At 63.7% G+C, this 25,574-nt stretch carries 20 protein-coding genes and 1 pseudogene; 14 read left to right on the top strand and 7 right to left on the bottom strand.

Annotated features, from left to right (window positions below; translation table 11 throughout):
* Positions 1 to 61 precede the first annotated feature (61 nt).
* Entirely contained in the window at positions 62 to 1,192 is a 1,131-nt protein-coding gene (locus OXT71_00460; GenBank protein ID MDE2924860.1) for a thiamine pyrophosphate-binding protein, read from the top strand.
* Here OXT71_00460 and OXT71_00455 read toward each other — a convergent pair.
* Positions 1,176 to 2,432, bottom strand: coding sequence for a serine hydrolase (locus OXT71_00455; protein ID MDE2924859.1), 1,257 nt, complete (start codon positions 2,430 to 2,432; stop codon positions 1,176 to 1,178). The genes OXT71_00460 and OXT71_00455 overlap by 17 nt on opposite strands.
* A 154-nt stretch (positions 2,433 to 2,586) precedes the next feature.
* On the opposite strand from OXT71_00455, the gene OXT71_00450 reads away from it, so the two are divergent.
* Genes OXT71_00450 through OXT71_00440 form a run of 3 tightly spaced genes read left to right on the top strand, consistent with a single transcriptional unit; the run spans position 2,587 to position 3,629 of the window.
* Positions 2,587 to 3,210 carry a molybdenum cofactor guanylyltransferase gene (locus OXT71_00450; protein MDE2924858.1) on the top strand — a complete coding sequence of 208 codons (624 nt, stop codon included), beginning with the start codon at positions 2,587 to 2,589 and terminating at the stop codon, positions 3,208 to 3,210.
* Between the two features lie 21 nt (positions 3,211 to 3,231).
* Entirely contained in the window at positions 3,232 to 3,480 is a 249-nt protein-coding gene (locus tag OXT71_00445; protein MDE2924857.1) for a hypothetical protein, read from the top strand.
* Complete coding sequence (locus tag OXT71_00440) at positions 3,477 to 3,629, top strand: hypothetical protein (GenBank protein ID MDE2924856.1); 153 nt, start codon at positions 3,477 to 3,479, stop codon at positions 3,627 to 3,629. Before OXT71_00445 ends, OXT71_00440 begins: the two co-directional genes overlap by 4 nt.
* Positions 3,630 to 3,731: 102 nt before the next feature.
* Here OXT71_00440 and OXT71_00435 read toward each other — a convergent pair whose 3' ends face one another.
* Together OXT71_00435 and OXT71_00430 are read right to left on the bottom strand one after the other, a co-directional pair.
* Positions 3,732 to 4,349, bottom strand: a complete 618-nt coding sequence (locus OXT71_00435; protein ID MDE2924855.1) for a hypothetical protein — start codon at positions 4,347 to 4,349, stop codon at positions 3,732 to 3,734.
* A gap of 52 nt (positions 4,350 to 4,401) precedes the next feature.
* A complete protein-coding gene (locus OXT71_00430) occupies positions 4,402 to 5,604 on the bottom strand; it encodes a RidA family protein (protein MDE2924854.1) in 1,203 nt (400 codons plus the stop codon).
* A 77-nt stretch (positions 5,605 to 5,681) separates the two neighbouring features.
* Between OXT71_00430 and OXT71_00425 the strand changes: the two genes are divergently transcribed.
* The 7 genes from OXT71_00425 (at position 5,682) to OXT71_00395 (ending at position 18,688) form a co-directional block, all read left to right on the top strand.
* Positions 5,682 to 6,911, top strand: a complete 1,230-nt coding sequence (locus OXT71_00425) for a hypothetical protein (protein MDE2924853.1) — start codon at positions 5,682 to 5,684, stop codon at positions 6,909 to 6,911.
* Positions 6,912 to 7,020: 109 nt separating this feature from the next.
* The gene (locus tag OXT71_00420; GenBank protein MDE2924852.1) at positions 7,021 to 9,429 is read left to right on the top strand and encodes a tetratricopeptide repeat protein; all 2,409 of its coding nucleotides are present in this window, start codon (positions 7,021 to 7,023) and stop codon (positions 9,427 to 9,429) included.
* A gap of 245 nt (positions 9,430 to 9,674) precedes the next feature.
* Positions 9,675 to 13,322: a TonB-dependent receptor gene (locus OXT71_00415; GenBank protein ID MDE2924851.1), complete on the top strand. Its 3,648-nt coding sequence runs from the start codon at positions 9,675 to 9,677 to the stop codon at positions 13,320 to 13,322.
* Positions 13,323 to 13,852: 530 nt separating this feature from the next.
* Positions 13,853 to 17,497, top strand: coding sequence for a carboxypeptidase-like regulatory domain-containing protein (locus OXT71_00410; GenBank protein ID MDE2924850.1), 3,645 nt, complete (start codon positions 13,853 to 13,855; stop codon positions 17,495 to 17,497).
* 211 nt (positions 17,498 to 17,708) lie between these two features.
* On the top strand, positions 17,709 to 17,873 hold the full coding sequence (locus tag OXT71_00405; GenBank protein MDE2924849.1) for a hypothetical protein: 165 nt from the start codon (positions 17,709 to 17,711) through the stop codon (positions 17,871 to 17,873).
* Between the two features lie 366 nt (positions 17,874 to 18,239).
* Complete coding sequence (locus tag OXT71_00400; protein MDE2924848.1) at positions 18,240 to 18,485, top strand: hypothetical protein; 246 nt, start codon at positions 18,240 to 18,242, stop codon at positions 18,483 to 18,485.
* Entirely contained in the window at positions 18,482 to 18,688 is a 207-nt protein-coding gene (locus tag OXT71_00395; protein ID MDE2924847.1) for a DUF2283 domain-containing protein, read from the top strand. Before OXT71_00400 ends, OXT71_00395 begins: the two co-directional genes overlap by 4 nt.
* Before the next feature lie 283 nt (positions 18,689 to 18,971).
* Here the strand turns inward: OXT71_00395 and OXT71_00390 are convergent, their stop codons facing one another.
* Positions 18,972 to 20,195 carry a S8 family serine peptidase gene (locus OXT71_00390; protein MDE2924846.1) on the bottom strand — a complete coding sequence of 408 codons (1,224 nt, stop codon included), beginning with the start codon at positions 20,193 to 20,195 and terminating at the stop codon, positions 18,972 to 18,974.
* Positions 20,196 to 20,471: 276 nt separating this feature from the next.
* On the opposite strand from OXT71_00390, the gene OXT71_00385 reads away from it, so the two are divergent.
* Positions 20,472 to 20,873, top strand: a complete 402-nt coding sequence (locus OXT71_00385) for a hypothetical protein (GenBank protein MDE2924845.1) — start codon at positions 20,472 to 20,474, stop codon at positions 20,871 to 20,873.
* 65 nt (positions 20,874 to 20,938) lie between these two features.
* Here OXT71_00385 and glcF read toward each other — a convergent pair whose 3' ends face one another.
* The 3 genes and pseudogenes from glcF to OXT71_00370 form a co-directional block, all read right to left on the bottom strand.
* Positions 20,939 to 22,201, bottom strand: a complete 1,263-nt coding sequence (glcF, locus tag OXT71_00380; GenBank protein ID MDE2924844.1) for a glycolate oxidase subunit GlcF — start codon at positions 22,199 to 22,201, stop codon at positions 20,939 to 20,941.
* Entirely contained in the window at positions 22,202 to 23,344 is a 1,143-nt protein-coding gene (locus OXT71_00375; protein ID MDE2924843.1) for an FAD-binding protein, read from the bottom strand. It lies immediately after the preceding gene.
* Positions 23,333 to 24,700 (bottom strand): annotated as a pseudogene (locus OXT71_00370) (FAD-binding protein). Before OXT71_00370 ends, OXT71_00375 begins: the two are co-directional and overlap by 12 nt.
* Positions 24,701 to 24,851: 151 nt before the next feature.
* Here OXT71_00370 and OXT71_00365 point away from each other — a divergent pair.
* Positions 24,852 to 25,145: a hypothetical protein gene (locus OXT71_00365; protein ID MDE2924842.1), complete on the top strand. Its 294-nt coding sequence runs from the start codon at positions 24,852 to 24,854 to the stop codon at positions 25,143 to 25,145.
* Between the two features lie 144 nt (positions 25,146 to 25,289).
* On the top strand, positions 25,290 to 25,550 hold the full coding sequence (locus OXT71_00360; protein MDE2924841.1) for a hypothetical protein: 261 nt from the start codon (positions 25,290 to 25,292) through the stop codon (positions 25,548 to 25,550).
* The last annotated feature ends 24 nt before the right edge of the window (positions 25,551 to 25,574 follow it).

The following is a 25,574-nucleotide window of genomic DNA, read 5'->3' as shown; positions in this document are numbered from 1 at the left end:
GGGGGGGGGGTGCCCGGGGGGGCGGGGGGGCCCCCCCCCCCCCGTGCCCCCCCCCGGGGGGTTGGCCCCCCCCCCGGCCGGGGGCGGCGGGGGCCCCCCCGGTCCCGTACCGTCCGGAGCCGGCGAGGAGGACCTGGAGCAGATCGTATCCGCAATACGCCGAGCCGAGCGGCCCCTGATCTGGGCCGGTGAGGAGCTGGCCTACACCGGAGCCCACGGGACCTTGATCCGTCTGGCCGAGACTCTGGGAGTCGCCGTGGTCACGGGAGACGGGGCCAAGGACGCCTTCCCCGAGGACCATCCTCTCTCCCTGGGCACCTGCCTGGGCCAGCGGATCTGGGCCGACAACCCGGTCCACGATTTCATCCCGGGGTGCGACCTGGTGCTGGGGTTGGGATCCGGGTTCATCCATCGCAGCACCGTCCAGCTCGGCGTCCGGCTCCCGGAACAGTTGATTCAGGTGGTGGCGGACCCGGATTACCTGGGGCGGAACTACCCGGTCAGTCTGGGTATCGTGGCGGACGGGGGCGTGGTGGCAAGTCAGATCCTGGAGCGGGTCCAAGGCCGTGACCTCTCGACCGGCCCCGGGTATCGAGACGAGATCCGGAACCTCAAGCGGCTGATCCGCACGGAGCTCCAACATCAATGGCCGTTGGAGACCAGGGCGATGGAGGCCATCCGCAGCGTGCTGCCCCGGGAGACCATCACCACGTGGGACACGACCGTCCCCGCCAGTCGCGCCAGCCGCGCCTTCCAGGCCTATGGACCCAGGACTTTTCTCAACCCCTACGGCTGGGTCGGAATCGGTTTCTCCTTTCCGGCGGCGCTGGGCGCCAAGGCGGCCGCTCCTGCAACCCCGGTGGTCTGCTTTTCGGGGGACGGCGGGTTCCAGTACTGCATGTCCGAGTTGGCCACCGCCGTCCAATACGGTTTGAACGTGACGGTCGTCCTTTTCAACGACGAAGCCTGGGGCGTCTTGAAGTGGTTGCAGAAGTCCAATTACGGCGGCAGATACCTGGGAACCGATCTGGCCAACCCCGATTTCGTGAAGGTGGCCGACGGGTACGGCATCGCCGGAGCCCGGGTCGATTCTCTTTCGGAACTGTTGCCGGTTTTGGAGGAAGCCGTCGGGTCCGACCGGACGACCCTGATCGACGTGCGCATCCCCCGCGGTTTCAGCGAGTTCGCTTGACCGGTTCGGACGTGGAAGGCCCGCTCCAGAGGGTTGAGCGGATCGCTCGAACCGGGACCCGGTCGACAATCGAGGCGCCCACGATCGAAGCCACCCGCTTCCGAAAAGGCACCGCGTCGCCGCGCCCGTTCGGGTGCAGGCGGCTGGTCAGAATCACCACCAGGGTCTCCGTGTAGGGGTCGATCCAGAGGGAGGTCCCGGTGAACCCGCTGTGGCCGAAGGACCCCACCGGGAAGAGGTCTCCGCGAGGGGCGTGGTACCGGCTGTGGATGTCGAATCCAAGGCCCCGGAGCACCGGCTTCCCGGTTGGAGACTGGGGCGTGGTCATCTGCAGGACCCCGAGCGGCGAGAGGATCCGCCTGCCGTCGTAGACGCCCCCGTTGAGGATCATCTGTCCGAACCGGGCCACGTCGTCGGCGGTGGAAAAAGCCCCGGCGTGTCCGGCGCATCCTCCCATTCGCGCCGCGGTGGGGTCATGAACCCTCCCCTGAAGCATCTTTCCCTCATGCCGTTCCGTGGGAGCGATCCTGGATTTCATCCGCTCCCTTGGATTGAAGAAGGTGTCCGTCATGCCCAGGGGCTCGAAGACCCGTTTCCGCGAGAACGCGTCCAGATGGTCTCCCGAGAGGACTCTCACCAGCTCGCCGAGGACCACGTAGTTGATGTCGCTGTATCTGAAACGCGCTCCGGGCCGGGTCGCCAATTGCTCCCGGCAGGCCCGGGCGACGGCCGCCTCGTAGCCTCTCCACTTGGCCTTCAGGGACAGACTGGGGCGCAGTCCCGAATAGTGGGTCAGGAGCTGCCGCACCGTGATCCGGTGCTTGCCGTACTGGGAAAACCGGTTGAGATGCTTGGAGACCGCGTCGGAAAGAGCGAGGCGCCCCTCCTCCACCAGGATCATGACGGCCACGGCCGTGGGCATGATCTTGGTCAGGGAGGCCAGGTCGAAGATGGTGTCCACTTCCATGGGCGAGCGGCTGGGGGAGACGGTCCGGTCGCCGAAGGCCTTGCGGTAGACGATGCCCCCTTTTCGGGCCACGAGAATGACGGCGCCCGGAAACTGCTTCTTTTCGATGTGCTCCAGCGTGATCGCGTCCAGTTTCTCCAGTCTCTGCGGGGAGATGCCCACTTCCCGGGGATCGACCGGTCTCAACAGGAGCTCGCCGTAAACGGGGTTCGGCGCCGCACCGGCCAGTGCAAGAAACATGAAAACGGCAATGAGGTGGGAGTATCGACGCATGAATCGGTGCAATACTCTACCAGCCGGTGGTGATAGTTCCGGAGCGGCGGTTCTCCGACCGTCGATGGGGAGCGGCGACATTCCTGTCGCCGGGTTGGGCGGAGCGCGGCATTTGATAATGGTGGTGGTTTCTCCCATGGTGGCTGACCCGAAAATGAACCGACCGGCCGATCCGGAACTGCCCGAGGGACCCCTGGACGGCGAGGGATTCATCCTCGCCGGCGGGAAGAGCGGGCGGCTGGGGCGTGACAAGGCCTTTCTGCGCTATCGCGGATCACCCTTGATCGAGCTTGCCCGGCGGTGCCTGGAGTCGGCGGGCCTGCCCGTCGCCATCGTCGCTGACTCCCGGGAGCGGTTTCGGAGCTTGGGCCTGCCCGTGTTGGTCGACCGGATTTCCGGCGCGGGTCCCTTGGGGGCGGTGTTCACCGCATTGACCGCCTCCCGTTCGCAGGACAATTACTTCATTCCCTGCGACACCCCCCTGGTTCCCCCCCGGCTCTACCGGGTTCTGGCCCGGGCCGGCCGCGATTTCGACGTGGTGGTTCCCCGCGACGCGGCAGGCGGGCTCCATCCCCTTTGCGCCTACTACTCCCGCAATGCCGCGGACCCGATTCGAAGACTCCTGGAAACCGGCGTCCGCCGGGTCGACTCGGTGTTGGAAGCGGAGGACCTGCGGGTGCACGTCCTGTCGGCCGCCGAATGGAACCTGCCGGACCAGGGTTTCCTCAACGTTAACACCCCCGCTGACTGGGAACTCCTTCAACGGAAAATGGATTGAGTTCGTTGTAGTAGACAGGCCGTGGCGGATTTCGGCGTTGATTGTCAGTCGCGGCCGAACCATGGAGTTGACGAATTGAGGGAGAACCCTTCGGGCTTGTTCATCATTGCCTTCGTGATCACCGGGATTTTCCTGTTGGTCCTGGTGGCGCTGATATATTTCCTGTTCACTGGGCAGAACGAGGAGGCCAAGAGTGTTCTCAGCCCTTTCCTGGTAGTATTGATTTTCATCGTCTGGAGAATGACGTCCCGTCTGGGAGCGAAGAGATGATCAATGACATCCTGATCGGAATTGCTTGGTTCGGAGCCCTGTTGGCCGCCGGCGTCGGCGGATATTGCACGGAAAAATACCTCCAACTGACGAAGAAGCCGGGCTCGGTGGCCAGCTCCGGGAACGGGTCGACTCAAGAAAAGTCATAGTCCCCAGGAGGGGGGACATTCTTGTCCCGCAGTCTTTCGTGTCCCAACGTGAATGGGAATCCAGCGGCTGGAAACCGCCGCTCCGCCCGGAGGGATCCCTCCTCAGATCAGCTTCCGCTCCTCACAATAGGCTCCGATCTCCGCCAAACTGAACAGCGCGTAGATGGGAATCCCCAGGTCGGCCAGCGCATCGACGCCCCCCTGTTCCCGGTCGACGCAGACCACGATGCGTCCCACCGGGATCTCCAATTCCTCGAGGCGTGTCACCGCCCGCCGCAGGCTGCCCCCCGACGCTACGACGTCGTCGATCAGATTGGCTTCCCGGCTCGGGTCCGGCCTGCCCACGAACTCGGAGACGATCTCGCCGGGATAGACTCGCGCCTCCTTTCGCAACACCGAGAGGGTGATGAAGGGTTCCCGGCCTTTCCGGAAGCTGGCCAGGGATGCCGCCGCGGCGAGAGGGATGCCTGTGTCCGGGACTCCGATCACCTGTTGGGGCGTCTTCGGCGTCGACCACCTTTCCGCGATCTCGGCGAAACTGGACCCGAGGAGGGAAAAGAGGGCCAGGTCGGTGTAGACGGCGGTTCGAAGATCGATGAAGACGGGAGTCCGCAGGCCGTAGCGGCGCCGCACCTCGGCTCCCAGCAGGATGGCCCCGGCGTCGACCAGCCCCTCCAGCAGATCCCGCTTGCCGGGGAAGGAGAGGATCGTCGCTTTCAACTGTCACCTCGCGAAGAGTGTGTTCCGCTCCGAAGTCCTCCCCCGAACTTCGTTACGGAGCCTCGTGGGCCGTCATCATGATCTCCACCAGGGCATCGGGAGACATGAGCACCGAGCCGAAGGTGGCCCGGGCCGGGGGCGCTCCGGGGAAAACCGTCTTGTAGACCTGGTTCATCTGGCCGTAGTAGCGGATGTCGGACAGATAGACGTTTGCCTCCACAACGTGGCCGAAATCCAGGCCCGCCCGGGTCAGGACCGCACGGAGATTCTCCAGGGTCTGACGGGTCTGGGCTTCGATCCCCTCGGCCCAGGCGGTCTTGCCCCGTCCCACCATGCCCGCCAGGTAGAGCCGGCCGCCGGCTCGGATTCCCGGGGAGTAGGGACTGGCCGGAAGCGGTTCGCCCGCCGGGGCCGCCACCTCGCGGGAGCCTCCCCGCACGGCGACGCACTGGATCTCCACCTTCCAATCCTGGTGCATGAGCCTGGTCTGGCTGGTGGCCCGGGCCGGAGGATCCTTGGGGAAGAAGGAACGGTAGACGCGGTTCATTTCGGCAAAATCGCGGGAATCGGCCAGGAAGACCTTGGAGGAGACCACATCCCCGTAGTCCATGCCGGCTTCCCGCAGGATGGCCCCGACGTTCTCCAGCACCGTGCGTGTCTGGGCCGCGGTATCGCCGGACCTGGAGTGCCCGGTGACGGGATCGCTGCTGATGATTCCCGAGACGAACAGGGTGTCGCCGGCCAGCACTCCCCAACTGGACGGAGAGCCGGGACGTTTCCAGCCGCCCGGCGTGACGATGGTCTTGCCCCGATCGGGCCGTGCGGCCACCAGGGCGATCTCCACCACCGCCTCGGGGAAGACGATGGCCCCTTCCACCGTGGCCCGCGCCGGCGGATTCTCGCGAAAATACTCCCGGTAGACTTCGTTGAACGGCCGGAAAAGACGGGTGTCCGAGAGAAAGACGTTGGCGCTCACCACGTCGGCAAACCCCATTCCCGCCGCCTTCAGGACAGTTCGCAGATTCTCCAGGGTCTGGCGAGTCTGAACCCGGATATCCCCTTTGACCTCCCGGGTCCCCGGTGTATTCCCCAGGGCGCCGGACAGGTAAAGGAATCCGTCCGCCTCGACGGCCGGACTGAAGGGCAGCCCCATCCCCGTCCCCGGAGGAGCCACGACCTTGTGCCGGTCGGCCGGCAGGGCCAACGAAACCGTCAGGATGGAGACTGAACACGCGATGGAAAGACCTCGTCTCATGCCGCGTAATCCTATCGACTGAGAATCTCCCCGAAAAGTCCCCAATTCCGGGAAGCACTCCTGATATTCTGCCCGTCATGCTCCGGCGCTACCTCCGGACGGTCCCCTACCGGAGCCGTCCCGCCCTCTACTACGAGAGCCTCTACAGCATCGGCCGGGGGGCCTTCGTGGCCCTGCTGCCTCTGAGCTGGGTCGTGCTCAAGACCGTCCTGGACGGGGAACTCTGGCAGTTGACGGTCTTGGGATGCATCTGGGGTATGTCGGGGCTGCTGGCTCCCGGATGGGCCTACCTGGGCCGCCTGGCCGGTCTCCAGCGCCTGGTGGTCTGGCCCAACATGGCCGGGGGTCTGGCTCTGGCCGGCGTCGCGCTGGTATCCGACGCCAACGCTTTCGTCCTCCTGGTGAGTCTGGCCTATCTGCTTGCCGTACCGACTCGTCTCACGGAGATGAGCCTCTATCGGATCTTCTATCCGGACTCCCACCGGTCCCTGGCCGTGGGGTGGCTCAAGGGCATCGCGTTCGTCATGGGCGCATTGGCCACTCTGGCCGGAACCTGGCTCATCGATGCCGGAGACGCCCTCTACGGGATCGTTTACGTCGTGGTGGGCGTGCTCCTGATCGGCTCCGCCTGGTGTTACGGACGGATCCGGATCCCGGCCCGCGTGGAGTCTCTGTCCGACGGTTCCATCCGTTACGCCGCGGCGCTGAGGGAAGGACTCAAAGCCCTGCTCGCCGACCGGAGCTTCCTTCTGTACCAGGGGGCCTTCTTCTCCACGGGTTGGGGCAACTTCATGTCCATGGTGCTGGTGGCCGAGGTGATGAGGGAGTCCCTCGACGCTCCGGTATGGGCCATGGGACTGGCCGTGGCGATCCTGCCGCAGGTGCTCCAGCCCATCTCCTCGCCCCTCTGGGGCCGGTTCCTGGACCGGGTGAATCCCATGCAGGGACGCGCCGTCTTCAGTTTCTTCATGGCCTCCGTCAACGCGCTCTACTGTTACGGAGGGCTCCAACTGCTGGTCTGGCCCTTCCTGGCGGGCAGCCTGATCCAGGGCCTGACCAACAGCGGCAACCAGATCGTCTGGACCACCGGTTCGCTCTACTTCGCCCGTCCCCGGCAGGTCGTGCTCTACAACACCGTCCACGTGGCCCTGACCGGCTTCCGGGGCCTTGCGGCGCCCTTGGTGGGAGCCTGGCTCTTCAGCCGCACCGGCCTCGGCTCCTGGGTCTTCGGCATCTCGTCGATCCTGGGCGTCCTGGGCCTGATCTCCATGATCTGGCTCCACCTGAAAGAGAGAGACGCCGAATAACGACGGAGCGGCGACTTTCCTGTCGCCGTGGGAGGGGCGACGCCAGTCCTCCCTTTACGCTTCCGTGCTTCTCCCTGAATCCCACCACAACCTGGTAGTAAACTGACTCATGAACATGCACCCCTCCCGTCCCGACAGAACGGTCCCCACCCGTCTCCCGGCCCTTCTGATCGCGTGCTGCCTGACGGCACTCTCCGGAGCCTGCAATCCCGCCGGCCACGCCCAGAAATCCGCCGGCCCCGTCACCTTCAACCGGGACATCGCCCCCATCGTCTACAAGCGTTGCGCTCCCTGCCACCGTCCGGGACAGGTGGCCCCCTTCAGCCTCCTGAGCTACGAGGACGTCAAGTCGCGGGCGAGCCAGATCGAGGTGGTCACGCGGACCCGCTACATGCCTCCCTGGCTGCCCGAGTCGGGAAAAGGCCGCTTCGTCGGGAACCGGCGCCTCACCGTCCGGGAGCTGGAGCTGCTCCAGGAATGGCTCCAGGGAGACCTGCCTCAAGGGGACCCGGCGAACCTTCCCCCTCCCCCCGAATGGCCCCAGGGCTGGCAGTTGGGCGAGCCCGACCTGGTCATCCGGATGCCGCGGACCTACACCCTCCCGGCCGACGGACCCGACGTGGTCCGCAACTTCGTGATCCCCAGCCCCGTGGACCGCACCCGCTACGTGAGAGGCGTGGAATTCCGGCCCGGCAATGCCCCCATCGTCCACCACGTGGTGATTCTGGTGGACACCACCGGGACCTCCCGCGCCCACGAGGCCAAAGACCCGGAGGCGGGCTACGACGGCATGCTCTACAACCAGGCCACGAGTCCCGGCGGCCACTTCGAGGGCTGGACGCCGGGCAAGAGCCCCTTTCTGCGGCCCGCGGACATGGCGTGGCGCCTCGACCCCGGCACCGACGTGGTTTTCCAGCTCCACATGCTGCCCACCGGAAAACCGGAGCCGATTCAATCCTCCCTGGGACTCTTCTTCGCCCGGAAGCCGCCGACCAAGACGCCCTATATGCTCCGTCTGGGCTCCAAGGTGATCGACATCGAGGCCGGGGACACCGACTACAAGATCCGCGACACCTATCGCCTCCCCGTGGATACGCGGCTCCTGAGCGTCTATCCCCACGCCCACTACCTGGCCCGGGAAATGAAGGGCACCGCCCGGCTGCCCGACGGACGGCTCCGGTGGCTGGTCCATATCCGGGACTGGGACTTCAACTGGCAGGACGAGTACCGCTACTCTTCCCCCATCTCGTTGCCCGCCGGCACCACCCTGGAGATGGAGTACACCTACGACAACTCGGCGGAAAACCTGCGAAATCCTCACAGTCCTCCCGAGAGAGTCGTCTACGGGCCCCAATCCTCGGACGAGATGGGGGACCTCTGGTTTCAGGTCCTGGCCGCCGACGGGAAGGGCTTGGACCGGCTGGTCCGGGACCACGCCCACCGGGAGTTGCTGGCCGACGTGGAGGGCTACCGGAAGCTGGTTCGGGACCATCCCGAGGACCCCCACTTTCGCGACACGCTGGCCCATCGCTACATCCGGCTCGGGGAAGTCACCAGGGCCATCGGGGAGTGGAAGGAGGCCATCCGCCTGAGTCCCCGGTTCTGGGGCTACTATTTCAACCTGGGCCACGCCCTCGATCAGATGAAACGGCCGGCCGAAGCCGTGACCTGGTACCGGAAGACGCTGGAGCTGAAGCCGCGGCAGGCCCGGGCCCACAACAACCTGGCCGTGGCTCTTCAATCCACGGGCCGGCGGCCGGAGGCGATCCGGCATTTCCGGCGGGCGGTCGGGATCGATCCCGATTCCATGGAGTCGCACCGGAACCTGGCCGCCGCACTGGCGGAGGAGGGGAACTTCAGGGATGCGGCGGCCCACTTTCGCCGGGCTCTGGAGACGGGGCCCCCGTCGGCGGATGTCCACACCGGCCTGGGGCGCGCTCTGGCGGGCCAGAATCGAATGCCGGAGGCGGTCGAGCAGTTCAGGAGCGCCCTGCGGCTCGACGCGAACAGCTTCGACGCCCACAACAATCTGGGGAACCTGCTGGCGGCCGGAGGACGCATGGAGGAGGCCCTGGCGCATTTCCGCAAGGCGGTGGAGTTGCAGCCGGACTCGGTGGAAGCCCTGGGCAACCTGGGCCTGGCCCTCCGGATGACCGGGCGCTTCAATGAAGCCGGCCGCTACCTGGAGGAGGCGGCTCGCCGCCAACCCGGCTGGCCCGCTCCCCAGGCCGCCCTGGCCTGGATCCTCGCCACCCACCCCGACCCCGCCCGGCGCCGCCCGCAGGAGGCGGTCCAACTGGGCCGCAGGGTCGTCCGGATGACCCGGGAACAGGATCCCCGGATGCTGGATGTCCTAGCGGCGGCCTACGCCGCCGCGGGGGAGTTCGATCAAGCCGTCGCCGCAGCCCAAAAAGCGATCCGGCTGGCCGCCACCCGTCCCGGGGACCCGTTGGGGCGGTTGCTGCAGGAGCGTCTGGCGCTCTACCGTGAGCGAAAACCCTACGTCGAAGGTGAATGAAGCGGAAAGAGTAAATCCAAGGGCGGCGGAAATGGCAGCGAAAAGCGATCCCAACGATCTTTTCGAGGCTGGCCGAGCCAATCTGGCGCAGTCCTAAGTTTTTTCTTCTGAATTGTTTGACTCTCCGAATCGGGTCCTGTAAAAAGACCCCAACAACGACGCTCACCATACGTCTTTTTCATTGCGAACGGTCGAGACGGCCGGAAGTTCGTAACCGTTCTCGACCTTCCAGGAGGGAACAACTCATGGGCTACAGGAGCAAGACTCTGTGGCTGGCGGCTGCGTGCCTGGTGCTCGTGGTGCATGCGCTTGCGGCGCCGCTGGCCTACGGACAGGCCGCCACCTTCTCCCGGTTGCTGGGGACCGTCAGGGACCAGACCGGAGCGGTGGTGCCGGGAGTGGAGGTCACGGCCACGGCCACGGCCACCAACATCCCGAATATGGCGGTGACCAACGACCGCGGCGATTACGTCATCGACAAGTTGATCCCCGGTTTCTATGACATCTCGGCGGAGCTGCCCGGCTTCAAGGTGGCGCGCTCGCTGGGTGTCCGTCTCGAGGTCCAGAGCGTATCCCGCGTCGACCTCACCATGGAACCGGGAGACATCTCCGAGCAGGTGACGGTCACGGGACAGTCCACCATCATCGACACCGACAATGCCGAGGTGGCGGCGGTCATCGAAGAGAAGAAGATCCTGGATCTTCCTCTGGCAGGCCGCGACATGGTGAAACTGGCCTACCTGACCACGGGCGGCACGCAGGAACGGCAGGAGATCGGCTACTCTACGCTGTACGCATACGGCGGCGGGTATCCCACCTTCAACGGCCTTTATTCGCACTCCAACCAGATCCAGTTGGACGGCTCCAACAACATGGGCTACATCACGCAGCGGCCCACGGTGCAGCCGACCCCTGAGACGGTGCAGGAGTTCAAGGTGATCACGAACAACTACTCGGCCGAGTACGGCCGCGTGGGCGGGGCGGTCATCACGATGTTGTCCAAGAGCGGGAGCAACGAGTTCCACGGCCATGCCTGGTACTACTTCCGGGACGAGACGTTGGATGCGAACAACTTCTTCGCGAACCGGTCCCTGCGGGAGAAGCTGCCGGTGGACTACCACATCGGCGGCGGCTCCATCGGCGGTCCCATCCTCAAGGACAAGACCTTCTTCCACGGCCACTATGAGAAGTTCGTCGACGACCTGAACGTGGCCGGATTCGCCACGGTGCCTTCCACGGCCATCGTCCAGGGCGATTTTTCCGGCAGTGGTGCCAAGGGGCCCATCAACCAGCTCTACAATCCGTTCGACTTCACCGGAACTCGGGCCGAAGGGACCGGAAAGCGGGCTCCTTTCGCCAACAACCAGATCCCGGCCAGCATGCAGGGGGCGGTCTACAGGAAGGTGATGGAACTGATGCCCCCGCCGGCGCCCAACCAGTCGGGCGTGACCGCCAACAACTACGCCTATCCCCGGGCGACCAACACCCGGATCGACAAGTACTCGTTCCGGGTCGACCACCAGTTCGCCAACGACGACAACATCTTCGGACGTTACAGTTGGCAGCGGTCGCCCACGTTCGCGCATTCCGGGGATCTGGGAATCCCCGGCGCCAACCAGGACGGCATCTACCGTTACTTCTATGACCGGTCCCGCGGCTACCAGATCGGCATCAGTTGGGTGAACCCCATCGGATCCAACCTGGTCACCGAGTACACCCAGTCCATCTGGAAGTTCACCTGGCTCATCGGACGGCCCATCGAGGACACCAACTGGCCGCGGGTGCTGGGTTACGACGACGGACACAACTGGGAGGTGTATCTGCCCAACGGCAACCGGGGCGGCGCCAACATGCCCCGCCTGCAGCCCGATGGCTACACTCGTTATCGCGGCGGCAGGGAATCGCCGCTGGCGGACTGGGGTTTGGGCTTCAAGTACACGGCCTCCTGGAGAAAGGGAGACCACTACCTGAAGTTCGGTTTCGAGCACGTCCGGAATCTGGATGTCCACTACTACTACATTCCGGAGTACGGAAACGGGTCCGACACCTTCAACGGTTTTGCCACGGGCCAGCTCGAGTACGGTCCCGACGGAAGCTTCTCCGGGGTCACCTATGGCGAGGGCTGGGCCGACTTCCTGCTGGGGACGCCCTCCGCGGTCAGCGGCAACGTCCTCGGCATCGGCGAGAACACGGGCCACTTCAACCAGAGCCACTACAACTGGTTCATCAACGACGACTGGAAGGTGAGTCCCGACCTGACCCTGAACATCGGCCTGCGCTGGGAGCAGCCGCGGCCGCCGTACTACGAGGGCCATCCCAGCGGGTCGTACACCACGGACTACTACTATTGTGCGTACGACTACAGCCGGGTCACCAACCGCATCGATCCGGTGGAAATGATGCCCAAGGGGTTCGACATCGCCCAGTGGCAGGGGCCCGACGGGATCGCGGTTCCCTTCGAGAACCTTCCCCACCGCGGTTGCTACAAGGCCAAGTGGCGCTACTTCGCGCCCCGGTTCGGACTGGCCTGGCGCATCTTCGGGACCAACCGGACCGTGCTTCGCGCCGGCGCCGGCCTGACCTACGACCAGGAGTTCGGCATCCTCAGAGCCCGGACCATGAGGCCGAATGCCGGTGTCATCAGTTTGAGCGCAACCCGGGGGTACGAGTTCCCGGAACTCATCACCGGAAAACGGATCGACCTTCCCCGTCAGAGGGGTAACGTCAATGCGGATGGAGTGCTGGTCGACAGCAACTACTACGTCTGCTACTTCTCCGAGCTGGACTGGCAGGAGGGGCAGGTCTACTCCTACAACCTGGCGATTCAGCACGAGCTGTTCCAGGGGACCAAGTGGGAGGTGGCGTACGTGGGCAACCAGGGGCGCCACATCCGCGAGATCAGCCCCTTCAACGTGGCCATGCCGGAAGGGTACGTGGTTCCTCTCGTCGCGGGAGGCACTGCCACGCTGACCAGCGACACCATCACGGCCGGTCCGCGGGAGTGGATTCCGGCCGAGAATCGCACGGAAACCAGCCGCGCCTGGACGGGACAGTTGGCCCGGCGGCCCTATCCCCAGGTCATTCCCAACACCATGCTGCGGCCGCACGGGAGCATGAACTACAACTCCCTGCAGACCAAGTTGGAGCGGCGCTTCAGCGACGGTTTGGCCCTTTCCATGGGCTACACCTGGTCCAAGGCCATGGCCATGAACTACAACGGGAACTGGGGAGACTGGTCCGGATCGCGCGACTATGAGCGCCACGCCCTGCGTGCGCCCATGCAGCACGACCGCTCCAGCACCTACTACATGTCCGCCATCTGGGTGCTGCCCTTTTTCCAGAACGCGGGGGGACTGACCAAGTCCCTGCTGGGCGGCTGGGAGCTCACCAGCATCACCACCCTCACCACGGGCGCCCCGTTCCGGGTCTTCTACGGCACCGACCTGTGGAACCAGGGCCGCCGGTCGCGGCGGTACACCGACCGCCTGAAGGACGGGAATCTGGGCGGCGGAGCCACGGTGGAGCGGTGGTATGACACCGGCGCCTTCACGGCCCCCGGCATCGAGAACCCCAACGTGCCCGGCCAGCGGATCATGGACACGTCGCTTTGCGGCGGCGCCAGCTTCTGTCACGAAGCGGCAAGACGTGCCCTGGGCAATGCCGCCCCCTATCCGCTGCGCTACGATGGAGTTCCCGTCGTGGATCTCTCGTTGCACAAGAATTTCGCTATCGGAGAGGAAAAGACCTTCGACGTCCGGGCGGACTTCTTCAACGCCTTCAACCACGCCATCTTCAATGCTCCCAACGGGAACCATTCCTCTTCGGCCGTGGGCCGGGTGACCTCGGCGGCGACGGCGCGGCAGATTCAGATCGGGTTCCGCTTCTCGTTCTAGCGGTCCAAAGGAGGGGGGCATCCCTGTCCCCCTCTCCCCTTCCTCATTCCCTGGCGACCCCGTGGAGGTTCGGTGGCTGCCGGGTCGACGCCCGTGCTCTTCGGCGCGCCGATCCGGCCAACCTCGGACGCCATCCGATTCGAAAGTCCCCGGAATTTCCCCCCTCCCGCGCCAAAAAAACCACGATTCAGTTTTTTGGCCCGAATTCGTGGCCACAGTTCAAATCGATGGAGTATCGGCCAAGCGTGAAAGCTTGTCGGAAATGCCTAAGTACAGTATTAGAAAGACTTTATTTGGTCCCGGTCAAATCTTGGCACCCAAGTTGCTTAATTGGATGGCGAGTCCGCAAAGCGGATTCAGCCTGCCGCCAGGAAGCGCGGGCTGCTGGAGCAGGCGAATTTTTTTGTTGACGCGCCGAAACGAATCGGCTAAAAGAGCCCGGACGTGTAGGCGTAAACCCATTTTTGGTGCGGACGACCGCAAGGTTTGGTACCGCGTAACATGAGTAGCTTCGAGGAGGAAAGAGGGTAATGAGCTACAAGAACAAGTCTCTATGGCTGGCGACGGCGGCTTTGGTGCTCGTCGTGCATGTGCTGGCAGCGCCGCTGGCCTATGGACAGGCTGCCACCTTCTCCCGGTTGCTGGGAACCGTCAGGGACCAGACCGGAGCGGTGGTGCCTGGGGTGGAGGTCACGGCTACGGCCACGGCCACCAACATCCCGCACATGGCGGTGACCAACGACCGCGGTGACTACGTCATCGACAAGTTGATCCCCGGTTTCTATGACATCTCGGCAGAGCTGCCCGGCTTCAAGGTGGCGCGCTCGCTGGGTGTCCGTCTGGAGGTCCAGACCGTATCCCGCGTCGACCTCACCATGGAGCCCGGTGACATCTCCGAGCAGGTGACGGTCACGGGACAGTCCACCATCATCGACACCGACAATGCCGAGGTGGCGGCGGTCATCGAAGAGAAGAAGATCCTGGATCTTCCTCTGGCAGGCCGCGACATGGTGAAACTGGCCTACCTGACCACGGGCGGCACGCAGGAACGGCAGGAGATCGGCTACTCTACGCTGTACGCATACGGCGGCGGGTATCCCACCTTCAACGGCCTTTATTCGCACTCCAACCAGATCCAGTTGGACGGCTCCAACAACATGGGCTACATCACGCAGCGGCCCACGGTGCAGCCGACCCCTGAGACGGTGCAGGAGTTCAAGGTGATCACGAACAACTACTCGGCCGAGTACGGCCGCGTGGGCGGGGCGGTCATCACGATGTTGTCCAAGAGCGGGAGCAACGAGTTCCACGGCCATGCCTGGTACTACTTCCGGGACGAGGCTCTGGATGCGAACAACTTTTTCGCCAACCGAGCTCTGCGGGAGAAGCTGCCGGTCGACTACCACATCGGCGGCGGTTCCATTGGCGGTCCCATCCTCAAGGATAAGACCTTCTTCCACGGCCACTATGAGAAGTTCATCGACAACCTGAATGTGGCTGGATTCGCTACCGCGCCTTCCACGGCCATTGTCCAGGGCGACTTTTCGGGGTCGGGCGCCAAGGGGCCCATCAACCAGCTCTACAATCCGTTCGACTTCACCGGAAGCCGCGACGATGCAACTGGAATGCGGGCAGCTTTCGCCAACAACCAGATCCCGGCCAGCATGCAGGGGGCGGTCTACAAGAAGATGATGGAGCTGATGCCTCCTCCGGCCCCCAACCAGCCGGACCTCACCAGCAACTACGCCTATCCTCGTGCGACCAATACCAAGATCGACAAGTACTCGTTCCGCGTCGACCACCAGTTCGGCAACGACGACAACATCTTCGGTCGTTACAGTTGGCAGCGGTCGCCTGCCTTTACCCATACCGGCTCTTGGGGTGTCCCCGGCGCCGAACAGGACGGCATCTACCGCCAGTTCCAGGACCGGTCCCGCGGCTACCAGATCGGCATCAGTTGGGTGAACCCCATCGGATCCAACCTGGTCACCGAGTACACCCAGTCCATCTGGAAGTTCACCTGGCTCATCTCACGGCCCATCGAGGACACCAACTGGCCTCGGGTTCTGGGATTCGACGACGGCCAGAACTGGGAAGTGTATCTGCCCAACGGCAACCGCGGCGGCGCGAACATGCCCCGCATGAGGCCTGACGGTTACACGAGCTGGGGCGGCGCCACCGAATCGCCACTGGCCGACTGGGGTTTGGGCTTCAAGTACACGGCCTCCTGGAGAAAGGGAGACCATTACCTGAAGTTCGGCGTCGAGCACGTCCGGAACCTGGATGTGCACTACTACTGGATTCCTCCCTATGCGGCCGGTGGAGACACCTTCAACGGGTTCGGTACGGGCCAGCTCCAGTACAACGAGGACGGAAGCTTTGCCGGCGTCACCTATGGCGAGGGCTGGGCGGACTTCATGCTGGGAACGCCCTCTTCGGTCTTCGGCAACGTGCTGGGAATCGGCGAGAACACCGGCCACTTTAACCAGAGCCACTACAACTGGTTCATCAACGACGACTGGAAGGTGGGTCCGAACCTGACCATAAACATGGGTCTTCGCTGGGAGCAGCCGCGGCCGCCCTATTACGAGGGCCACCCCAATGGGTCGTACACCAGGGACTACTACTACTGCGCGTATGACTACACCAAGGCCAAGAACCGGATCGATCCGGTGGAGATGATGCCTGCGGGTTTCGACATCGCCCAGTGGCAGGGTGACGTCGGCATCGCCATCCCATTCGAAAACCTGCCTCACAGGGGTTGTTACAAGGCCAAGTGGCGCTATTTCGCGCCCCGGTTCGGACTGGCATGGCGGATGTTCGGGACCAACCGGACGGTGCTCCGCGCCGGCGCCGGCCTGACCTATGACCAGGAGTTCGGTATTCTCCGCGCCCGGGTCATGCGGCCCAACGTCGGTGTCATCAACCTGCCGGCCGTGCGAGGAGAGGCTGTTCCTTCCCTCATCAGCGGCATCCGGCTCAACCTGCCCCGCGATACCGGCGCCATCAACGCGGACGGTATTCGGGTCAACAGCAACTACCGCACCTGCTACTTCTCAGAGTTGGATTGGCAGGAAGGCCAAGTCTATTCCTACAACCTCATGATTCAGCACGAGCTGTTCCAGGGGACCAAGTGGGAGATCGGCTACGTCGGCAACCAGGGGCGCCACATCCGCGAGATCAGCCCCTTCAACGTCGCCATGCCGGAAGGCTATGTTGTGCCACTGATCGGTGGCGGCTCCGCCTCACTGACCAGCGACCCCATCACGGCTGGACCTCGCGAGTGGATTCCTGCCGAAACTCGTGGCGAGGTTGGTCGTGAGTGGAATGGGCAGTTGGCCCGGCGGCCTTATCCTCAGGTCATTCCCAACACCATGCTGCGGCCGCACGGGAGCATGAACTACAACTCCCTGCAGACCAAGTTGGAGCGGCGCTTCAGCGACGGTTTGGCCCTTTCCATGGGCTACACCTGGTCCAAGGCCATGGCCATGAACTACAACGGGAACTGGGGAGACTGGTCCGGATCGCGCGACTATGAGCGCCACGCCCTGCGTGCGCCCATGCAGCACGACCGCTCCAGCACCTACTACATGTCTGCCATCTGGGAGTTGCCCTTCTTTAGGAACGCTGGTGGGCTCACCAAGTCCCTGCTGGGCGGTTGGGAACTCACCGGTATCACCACACTCACCACGGGAGCCCCATTCCGGGTCTTCTACGGCACCGACCTGTGGAACCAGGGCGGTCGTTCGCGCCGGTACACCGACCGCATCAAGGACGGGAATCTCGGCGGCGGAGCCACGGTGGAGCGGTGGTACGACACCAGCGCCTTCACGGCCCCTGGTGTCGAGAACCCGGACGTGCCGGGGCAGCGGATCATGGACCGGTCGCTTTGCGGCGGGGCCGCCACCTGCCACGAGGCAGCCCGGCGAGCACTGGGTAACGGCGCCCCCTATCCGCTACGGTATGACGGAGTACCCGTCGTGGATCTCTCGCTGCACAAGAATTTCGCCCTCGGAGAAGACAAGACCTTCGACGTCCGGGCGGACTTCTTCAACGCCTTCAACCACGCCATCTTCAACGCCCCCAACGGCAACCATGCCAGTGGCGGCGTTGGCCGGGTGACCTCGGCGGCGACGGCGCGTCAGATTCAGATTGGGTTCCGCTTCTCGTTCTAGCGATCCAAGCAAGATCTAGCGATCGAAAAAGGGCCAGCCTCCGGGCTGGCCCTTTTTTTTGCCGCAAGCAGCGTAGATTCCGTCGCTGAAGCGTTACAGTCATCGAGGGACCGAATTAAATGAAGGAGCAACGACCCTTTTCTGCCAACATGGAAGTGATTGTCTCTAGAGTTGCAGACTTGCTTATGAGAAACCGTAAGAGGAGGGGTTCATGAGCCCGGAAGTCATTGCCACAATCCTTTCCGCCATAGGAATTCTGATTGGAGTCTGGAAAATGGTAGATGGAACCCGTCGTGAGCTCAGCGCCAAGATTGACTCCGAAATCGGAACTGTGAACCAGCGAATCGAGGCCGCTCTACTCGCCGATCGTCGCTAGCCCTGCCCTTTACCCAGGAACAGAAAGAAGACGACTGTCTCCTTCTCACGTGGGGAAGAAAGTGACCGTCCCCATCTCGGTTCTCACCGCTTTCTCCAAGGAGGTGCCGAGGGCTGCCAGCGTACCGAGGTAGCCTCCCGCCCGCGGTCGGTGGCCAGGACGAACGTTTTCTCGGTGGGATACAATGCGAAAACGCATCGGTCGAGCGAAACCGTACCGGGTGGGCGGAGCGGAAAGTTTGGCCGAGGGAGTTTCTCTAGGATCGGGTGTGCGACGAGGTGACACCGGTCTCGAATTCGATGCTTGTGAAAGTGCTCTACGATCAACTCGATGGGCGCGACTTGTTGGTTGCGTATTCAGATCGCGATGAAAACCACCCTTTACTTCGACCACAGTCGAAGGCGGCCGGATCGACGGGAGATTCGAAAAAAATGGATTCTCGCCGCCATGCGCGATCCAGTGGAGGAGGCCTTTCAAACTGACGGAAGAATCAGAAAGTGGGTCTGGGTGCAAGAAAAGAGAGCCTTTCTACGAGTCATCCTGCTTGAAGACGGGGTTACGGTTCACAATGCTTTCTTCGACCGAGGATATGCAAGAAGGAAAAGGCAATGAAGATCAATTACTTTGAAGACACCGACACCGCTCTTATTGAATTCACCTCGGAACAGATCGCCGAGACTCGAGAGGTGTCTGAAAACATCTACTTGGACCTGGACGAGAATGAAAACCTGGTCTCCATGACGATTGAGCACGCGGTAGAGTATGCCAACATCCGGGATTTCGCCTTCGTGCATCAGCCTAAAGTAGGCGTGTAACCAGTCAGTACAATTCCTTGTATCTCGACATAATGGGCTTGTTTCGCGCGAAAGGGATCGGTTCGGCGCTCGAAATCATTGCCGGAAGCCGACACCGAGTGAACATGCCCGGTGGATCACGCCCACCATCGTGATCTTGAGGTTCCTCTTGACACCCGGCGGTGCCGGACGCACGTTGGGACGGCGGGACTCGGCAAAAACCAGCCCCAATGGAGCGGCTGGCCTTACACTCATCATTTGAATGGACACACGTCTCCGGAGCCGACCTTACACGGGTGTCCACTCAGGCACCAGATGCAACAGGCGACTGAACCAAGCCGTCACCGCGGTCCAGCACGTCAACACCGGTTCGGAATACATCGGTCCGGCAGCTTGCGCGCATGCGGGTCACCACTGCGCTCGCGGTCACCGGGATGGCGGCATCCTCCTTCAGGCTCTGCCACCACTGCGCCGCGACACCGGCGGCATGCGGACAGGCCATGGAAGTGCCATTGAGTGCCGCGAGTCCGCCTCCGGCCTTCGCTGACACCACATTGACACCGGGGGCGCTCAGCATCGGGTTGGTGTTGGAAAAATCGGCCACGTTCAACCCGCCGCTGGTTTCCCCGAGTGCCCCCACCGACACAATGCCCTTGGCTGCCGCCGGCACAGATGCGCTGACCTCGTACTTCGGATTCTTCTGGCGCTTGCTCTCGTTGCCCGAGGCCGCAACGATGACGATGCCGCCATTGAATGCCGCCCTGGCTGCAATCAAATCCATCAGGTTGTCAAAGACCCGCAGATTGGCCCGGAATCCCTCCAGTGCGATGGAGGTCGCCAGGTCCACCGGATATCCCCGAGCGGCCAGCTTTTTGCTCAGGCCGGGAAAATCGAGGCCGAGTGACATGGAGAGCACTTTTGCATTCAGGGAGGACGCCCAAAGGATCACGTTGAACAGCATGTCCGATTCGCCCCCACCTTTATCGTCCAACACCTTGCCGATCAAAGCCCGGCTCACGCCCGGCGCCACGCCGATACGCGTTCCGTCCACGTCGCGTCCGAACACCGTTCCCGCACAATGGGTGCCGTGGCCCTGGACGTCTCCATTGCCCTTTCCTGTAAAGTCCCGTTGGACCAGATCGACCCCCGCAAAGGCCTGGTGGCCGGCGTCAATGCCGGTGTCCAGAACACAGACCAGAACGTCGCGGCCGTCGGCGGAGCTGTTGTCAGCCCCTACGGCTTGAATCCCCCAAGTCGGTCCGGCCGTTACGGCGGCAGCCGATGCCATCGGTTCAATCAAGCGTGTCGGCATGGTCCGCGCCAAATCCAGAATGCCCGGGTCACGAGCCGCTTCCCGCAGGTCTTGCGGTTCCAGGTCCTCCACGCTCACTTCCGGTTCGGGCGGCATGTCCCCGGACATCGTCGACATCCCGCCGGGGGACGGCACTCCGCTTACGTGCTGCCGACTCTCGAACCAACTCCGCCGCCGTCCCGCATTGGCATCTTTCAAAATGACGTAGCTTGTCATGTCTGAACTCCTCTGTGTGTTGGGTCTGTGCCTTTGGAGGGCACCGAGGGCAATAAAGCGACTGTCCCCGACTCGAGCCTTTCGGGTAGCCCTTTTTGGCCGGAATCGTCGCAGATTCTGCGATTGAAGCGTTACGGTTATAGAGGGACCGAAAAAAGCTCAGGAGAGGGCGACCAGCCTCGGACCAGAACATAACCGGTTCCGTAGGGGCTGGCCCGGAGAATCGTGGTGGCCGACGATTCCGGTCAAATGGGGACGTGATAACATGAGGAACCGATGTTGACCGAACTTGCCCAGTGGTTCACCCCGGCTCTTGCCCAGTGGTTCACCCCGGCTCTTGCCCAGTGGTTCACCCCCGCCATCGTGATATTGGGGTTCCTTTTCACGGCCCGAACGATTCGCAACCAGCGCGTGGATATGGAGTCCCGGATGGACCGGTTGGAGACTCGCTTGACCGGGAGAATCGACGAAGTCGAGACTCGCTTGACTGGGAGAATCGACCAAGTCGAGACCCGCTTGACTGAGAGAATGGATGGCGTGGAGACTCGCTTGACCGTGAGGATCGACGGCTTGGAGTCCCGGTACAGCGACCTGCGGGACCGCATGGGACGGATCGACGGAACTCTCGACCTGCTGCGGAAGTCTTTCGCCGGGAGCGGACCCGGCACCGCAGCGTGACCCTTCTTCCTTTTCCCCGGCAATCAGCCACTCTGACAGGTGTCGGATCCGACGCAGCCGCTGAGTCATACCGATTCGTAAGCTCGATCCAGCAGCTCGACCGTGTGGAGCACAGGTAGCGTACTGTTCAGGCGCCGCAGGTGGCTTTCGATCTGCATCAGGCAGCCGACGTTCCCGGCGGCCACGGCATCCGGCTGGACTCGCTCTATGACGGCCGCCTTGTTTGCGCCCAAGCGGTTTGCGATCTCCGGCTGTTCCAGATTGTAGGTCCCCGCGGAGCCGCAGCAGGTTTCGCCGTCCATCAGCTCCATCAGGGTAAGATTCGGAATCCGTCCCAGGAGCTTTCGCGGTGCCGACCGGATACCCTGCGCGTGGGCCAGGTGGCAGGCGTCGTGATAGGCGACCTTCATGGCCGACGGCAGCGGCGGAGGTTCCCGTTTCAAGCCGAGATTGTCCAGGAACTCGCTGACGTCCTGGACGCGAGTTGAAAAGCGGCGGGCCTTCTCCTCCCGTCCATCCCCCCGGAAAAGGAGCGGATACTCCTTGATGCCGGAACCGCAGCCGGCGGCGTTGGTGATGACGGCGTCCACGTCGTTGGGAATGGCGTCGAAGTTGCGGACCGCCAGGCGCCGGGCGTGGTCGGCGTCCCCGGTGTGCAGCGCCAGTGCGCCGCAGCACCCCTGTTCAGCCGGGACGATCACCTCGACGCCGTTTCGAGCCAGAACCCGCAGCGTTGCCCAGTTGATGTCCGGCGACAGCACCTGCTGCACGCACCCCGACAACAGAGCAACACGAGCCCTGCGGCTTCCGATGGCGGGATAGACGGACGGCAGGGAAGCAGACGACGGCAGTTTCCGGGGCAGCAACTCCAACATGGCCGCCATCCGCTCCGGCAGCATCCCGGTGAACGGCCGTGCCAGTCGGCCCAGAGCCGCGGCGGCCCGGAACCGCCGTGGATAGGGCAGCAGGAGCCGAAAGCCGAGGCGGGTGAGACGATCCAGCAGCGTTCCCTTGACCTGGTTTCGGGCCAGCGCCCGAAAGGGGGTCAGCAGTTCACCGTACTCGACGCCCGAGGGGCAGGCGGTGACGCACGCCATGCAACCCAGGCACTTGTCCACGTAGGGGAGGCCTGCCTCGATTTCGAGGCTCCCCTCCAGCATTTCCTTCATGAGCAGGATACGGCCGCGGGGAGAGTCCATCTCCTGTCCCAGGTCCTTGTAGGTGGGACAGACGGGCAGGCAGAAGCCGCAGTGCACGCACGTCTTCACCTGGTGGGCCATGGCATCGCCCTGGGGTCCGAACCGTTCCGGCTCAATGCTGTGTTGCACCTATGCCTCCGAAAAACGCCCGTCCGGATCGAGCGCGTCCTGAATCCTCTTGGAGAAGACCCGGTCCTGGGTACGGCCCGGGCGGGCCGTGTCTCCGTTTCCCCGGATCACGAGTCCGGTGAGATCCAAATGGCCCAACGCCCGGTCCACGGGGTCCATTGGACCCGGCCAGGCCAGCCAAGCCAAGCTCCCGCCGGCACAGTAGCGCGTCCGGCAGGGAATGGACCTCAGGTTCTCTTCCAACTCGGCGATCCGGCCCGTGGTCATGGGCACCTTCATCAGGTTCCAATCGGGAGGCGCCCAGTCAAATTCCCGGTCCGCATCCCAGTGGTCACGCTCCTCCTGCCCCTGCAGTTGGGCGCCGTGACCCACCAACTCTCGAACCCGTTCCAACCGGGCGCCGACCGACTCCCTCCGGCCTCCCACCCGCACCAACAGCCGCCCGGGAGGCTCCAGGTCAACGGCCGCCAGATCCAGGGGAGCGGCCCGCAGGCGCCGTATGGCCTCCAGCGCCTCCCGGAGGCTCGGCAGCGCCGCCTCCAAGGTCAACCAGCGCCGCGCAAGAGGAAAGACCTTGAACGTCATTTCCACCAGAATTCCCAGTCGTCCCAGACTGCCGACCATGAGCTTGGGAAGATCGAAGCCGGCGGCGTTCTTGACCACGCGGCTGCCGCCTCGCACCAGCTCGGCGCGGCCGCTGACGAAACGGACTCCCAGGAGAAAATCCCGGATGCCGCCGTAGCGGTAACGCCCCGAGCCGCCGGTCCCCGCCGCCACCGTCCCGCCGAGTGTGGCTCCGGCCCGCACCAACACCGGATCGAAGGGCAGGTACTGTCCTTCTCGAGCCAATCTCTCCCGGACCTGGGCCACCGGGGTCCCCGCCAGAGCCGTAAAGGTGTACTCCTCCGGTTCGTACTCCACGATGCCGGACAAGCCGCTCAGCTCCAGAGAGGCAATTCCCGCGGACGGCCGGGAGAGAGCCGGCTTGGTGCCACCGCCGCGCGGCCGGATGCGCGCGTGATCCGCGACGGCCTGCTGCACCTCACGGAACGACCCGGGCCGCAACGTCGTCCCAGCACCATTGCCCGAACGCGTGATCTCGGACGCGGACACCCGCCCATGCCCGTTCTCGTCGGGGAACATCTTGCGCCGGTTGGCGATTTCCAGCGGATCGATGGACCGCCGCATCCGCTTCATGACCTCCATATCGGTCGGTGCGAACATGTGGGCCAGGTATTCGCGCTTCTCCATGCCCACTCCGTGCTCTCCGGTGATGGAGCCGCCCCTGCGAATGCACATCTGCAGGATGTCACCGGCCAGTTCCTCCGCCTTTTCCAATGCGCCCGCCTCGGTGCCGTCGAACAGGATCAGGGGATGGAGATTGCCGTCTCCGGCGTGAAAGACGTTGGCCACCCGGATCCCATGCTTCCGTCCCAGCATCTCGATTTCAGCCAGGGCCGAGCCCAGTTGCTTCCGGGGGACCACACCGTCCTGGACGATGTAGTCGGGGCTGAGCCGTCCCACCGCCGAGAACGCGCTCTTGCGTCCCTTCCAGATCCGCAATCGTTCTCCCTCGTCCCGGGCGACGCGGATCTCGAAGGCGCCGGAAGCGCGAATCACCGGCTCCAGGAGCTGGAACTCGGCCTCCACCTCGGCGGCTTCTCCTTCCAGTTCCACGATGAGAAGGGCGGTGGCCTCCTGCGGGTAACCGGCGTGGACGGCGGCCTCCGCCGCTTCGATGGCCAGATGGTCCATGATCTCCATGGCGCCCGGAAGGAGTCCCGTGGCCACCACCCGGGCCACGGCGTCACCGGCAGCTTCCAGGCTGTTGTAGGCGGCGAGGATCGTCTTGTACGACTCGGGCTTGGGGATGAGCCGGACCGTGATCTCCAGAGCGATGCCGAAGAGCCCCTCCGAACCCACGAAGAACCCGGTGAGGTCCGGTCCCACCCCTTCCAGGCTCTTGCTCCCCAGCTCCACCACGGCGCCGTCAGGCAGCACCGCCTTCAGCCCCAGGACATGGTTGCTGGTCATGCCGTGGCGGAGGCAATGGGCGCCGCCCGAGTTGAAGGCCACGTTCCCGCCGATGGTGCAGATGGATTGGCTCGAGGGGTCGGGAGCGTAGTAGAGCCCGTGGGGAGCGCCCAGCGTGCTCAGGTCCAGGTTGATGACTCCCGGCTCCACCACGGCGCACCGCTCCGCCGGGTCCAGCTCCAGGACCCGGTTCAGGCGGTTGAGTCCGATGATGATGCCCTCCCGGATCGGCAGCGATCCCCCCGAGAGGCTGGTGCCGCTGCCTCGCGCCACGAAGGGCAGGTTCTCCCGGTGGCAGAGGCGGACCGTCTCGATCACCTCCTCCTGCGACTCGGCCAGGACCACGGCCAACGGCCGCTCCCGAAACGCCGTCAGCGCATCCGATTCATAGGGGGCCACCTGGGCCGGACCCGAAAGGACCCGCTCCGGGGGATAGATGGTTTTCAGGGCGCCCAAGGACCGCATTTCCCGGCGACCAGTCTACTACGCCGTCTCCGGGATGGGCCACAGGCGGCGATTGCACGCTCGTAGTTTTCGATCCGGCGGCGTTGAAGTAGAGGCAGGTCTCAACAGAGCAGGAATGAAGCAAGTGGGGATCATGGAACAGGAGGTCCGAATGGACGTCAGGGAAGCCGTGGAAAAGGCGAGGCACTGCGTCGCCGAGTTTTTTGCCGGGGAAGATATCAGTCACGTGGGTGTCGAAGAGGTGGTCTTCGACGGCGAGAAGAGCGTCTGGAAGGTGACCATTGGATTCTTTCGGTCCTGGAACCGATTGGACGGCCTCCCGGCATCCATGTATTGCGCTTGGGACGAGCGTTCCTACAAGGTGGTTCTCATCGACGATCCCACGGGGAATGTCGGCTCCATGATCCATTGCACGTTTAACAACATGGGCGTCAAGGTCGATTGACCCGGCCTGTTCCGGTGGTCATCGAGCATGCCGGCAAGCCGTCCGTATCCGGTCTTCTCCCGAACGGGACGGTCTCGGTTGGGTGAATTCCCATGATAGACTGCGAGTTGCATCAAGTTCTCATCGCATAGGAGTGACGTGGGCATGAGCGAAACCCTTGAGAAAAAGGACTTCGATGCTCAGATGAATGTAATCGACGGGCGATTCAAGCACCTGGAAACGAGGTTCGACAAGCTTGAAACTCGAATGGACGGACTTGAATCCGGACTCATCCGCCTTGAAACCGAGTTCAAGACCGAGATGAAGCATGTGGCCACGAAGGCGTGGGTCCTCGGCGGGCTCGCCGGAGGCATGGGAATCGCGGCCACGATAGCCGCGGTCTTTGTGAAGCTTTTTGCTGTGTGACGGGATTCCGATCGTATCGACCGG

The sequence above is a fragment of the Acidobacteriota bacterium genome, assembly GCA_028874215.1.
Taxonomy (GTDB): Bacteria; Acidobacteriota; UBA6911; order RPQK01; family JAJDTT01; genus JAJDTT01.
Note: the sequence above shows the minus strand (reverse complement) of the source record. Positions and strands in the feature narration are given on the sequence as shown.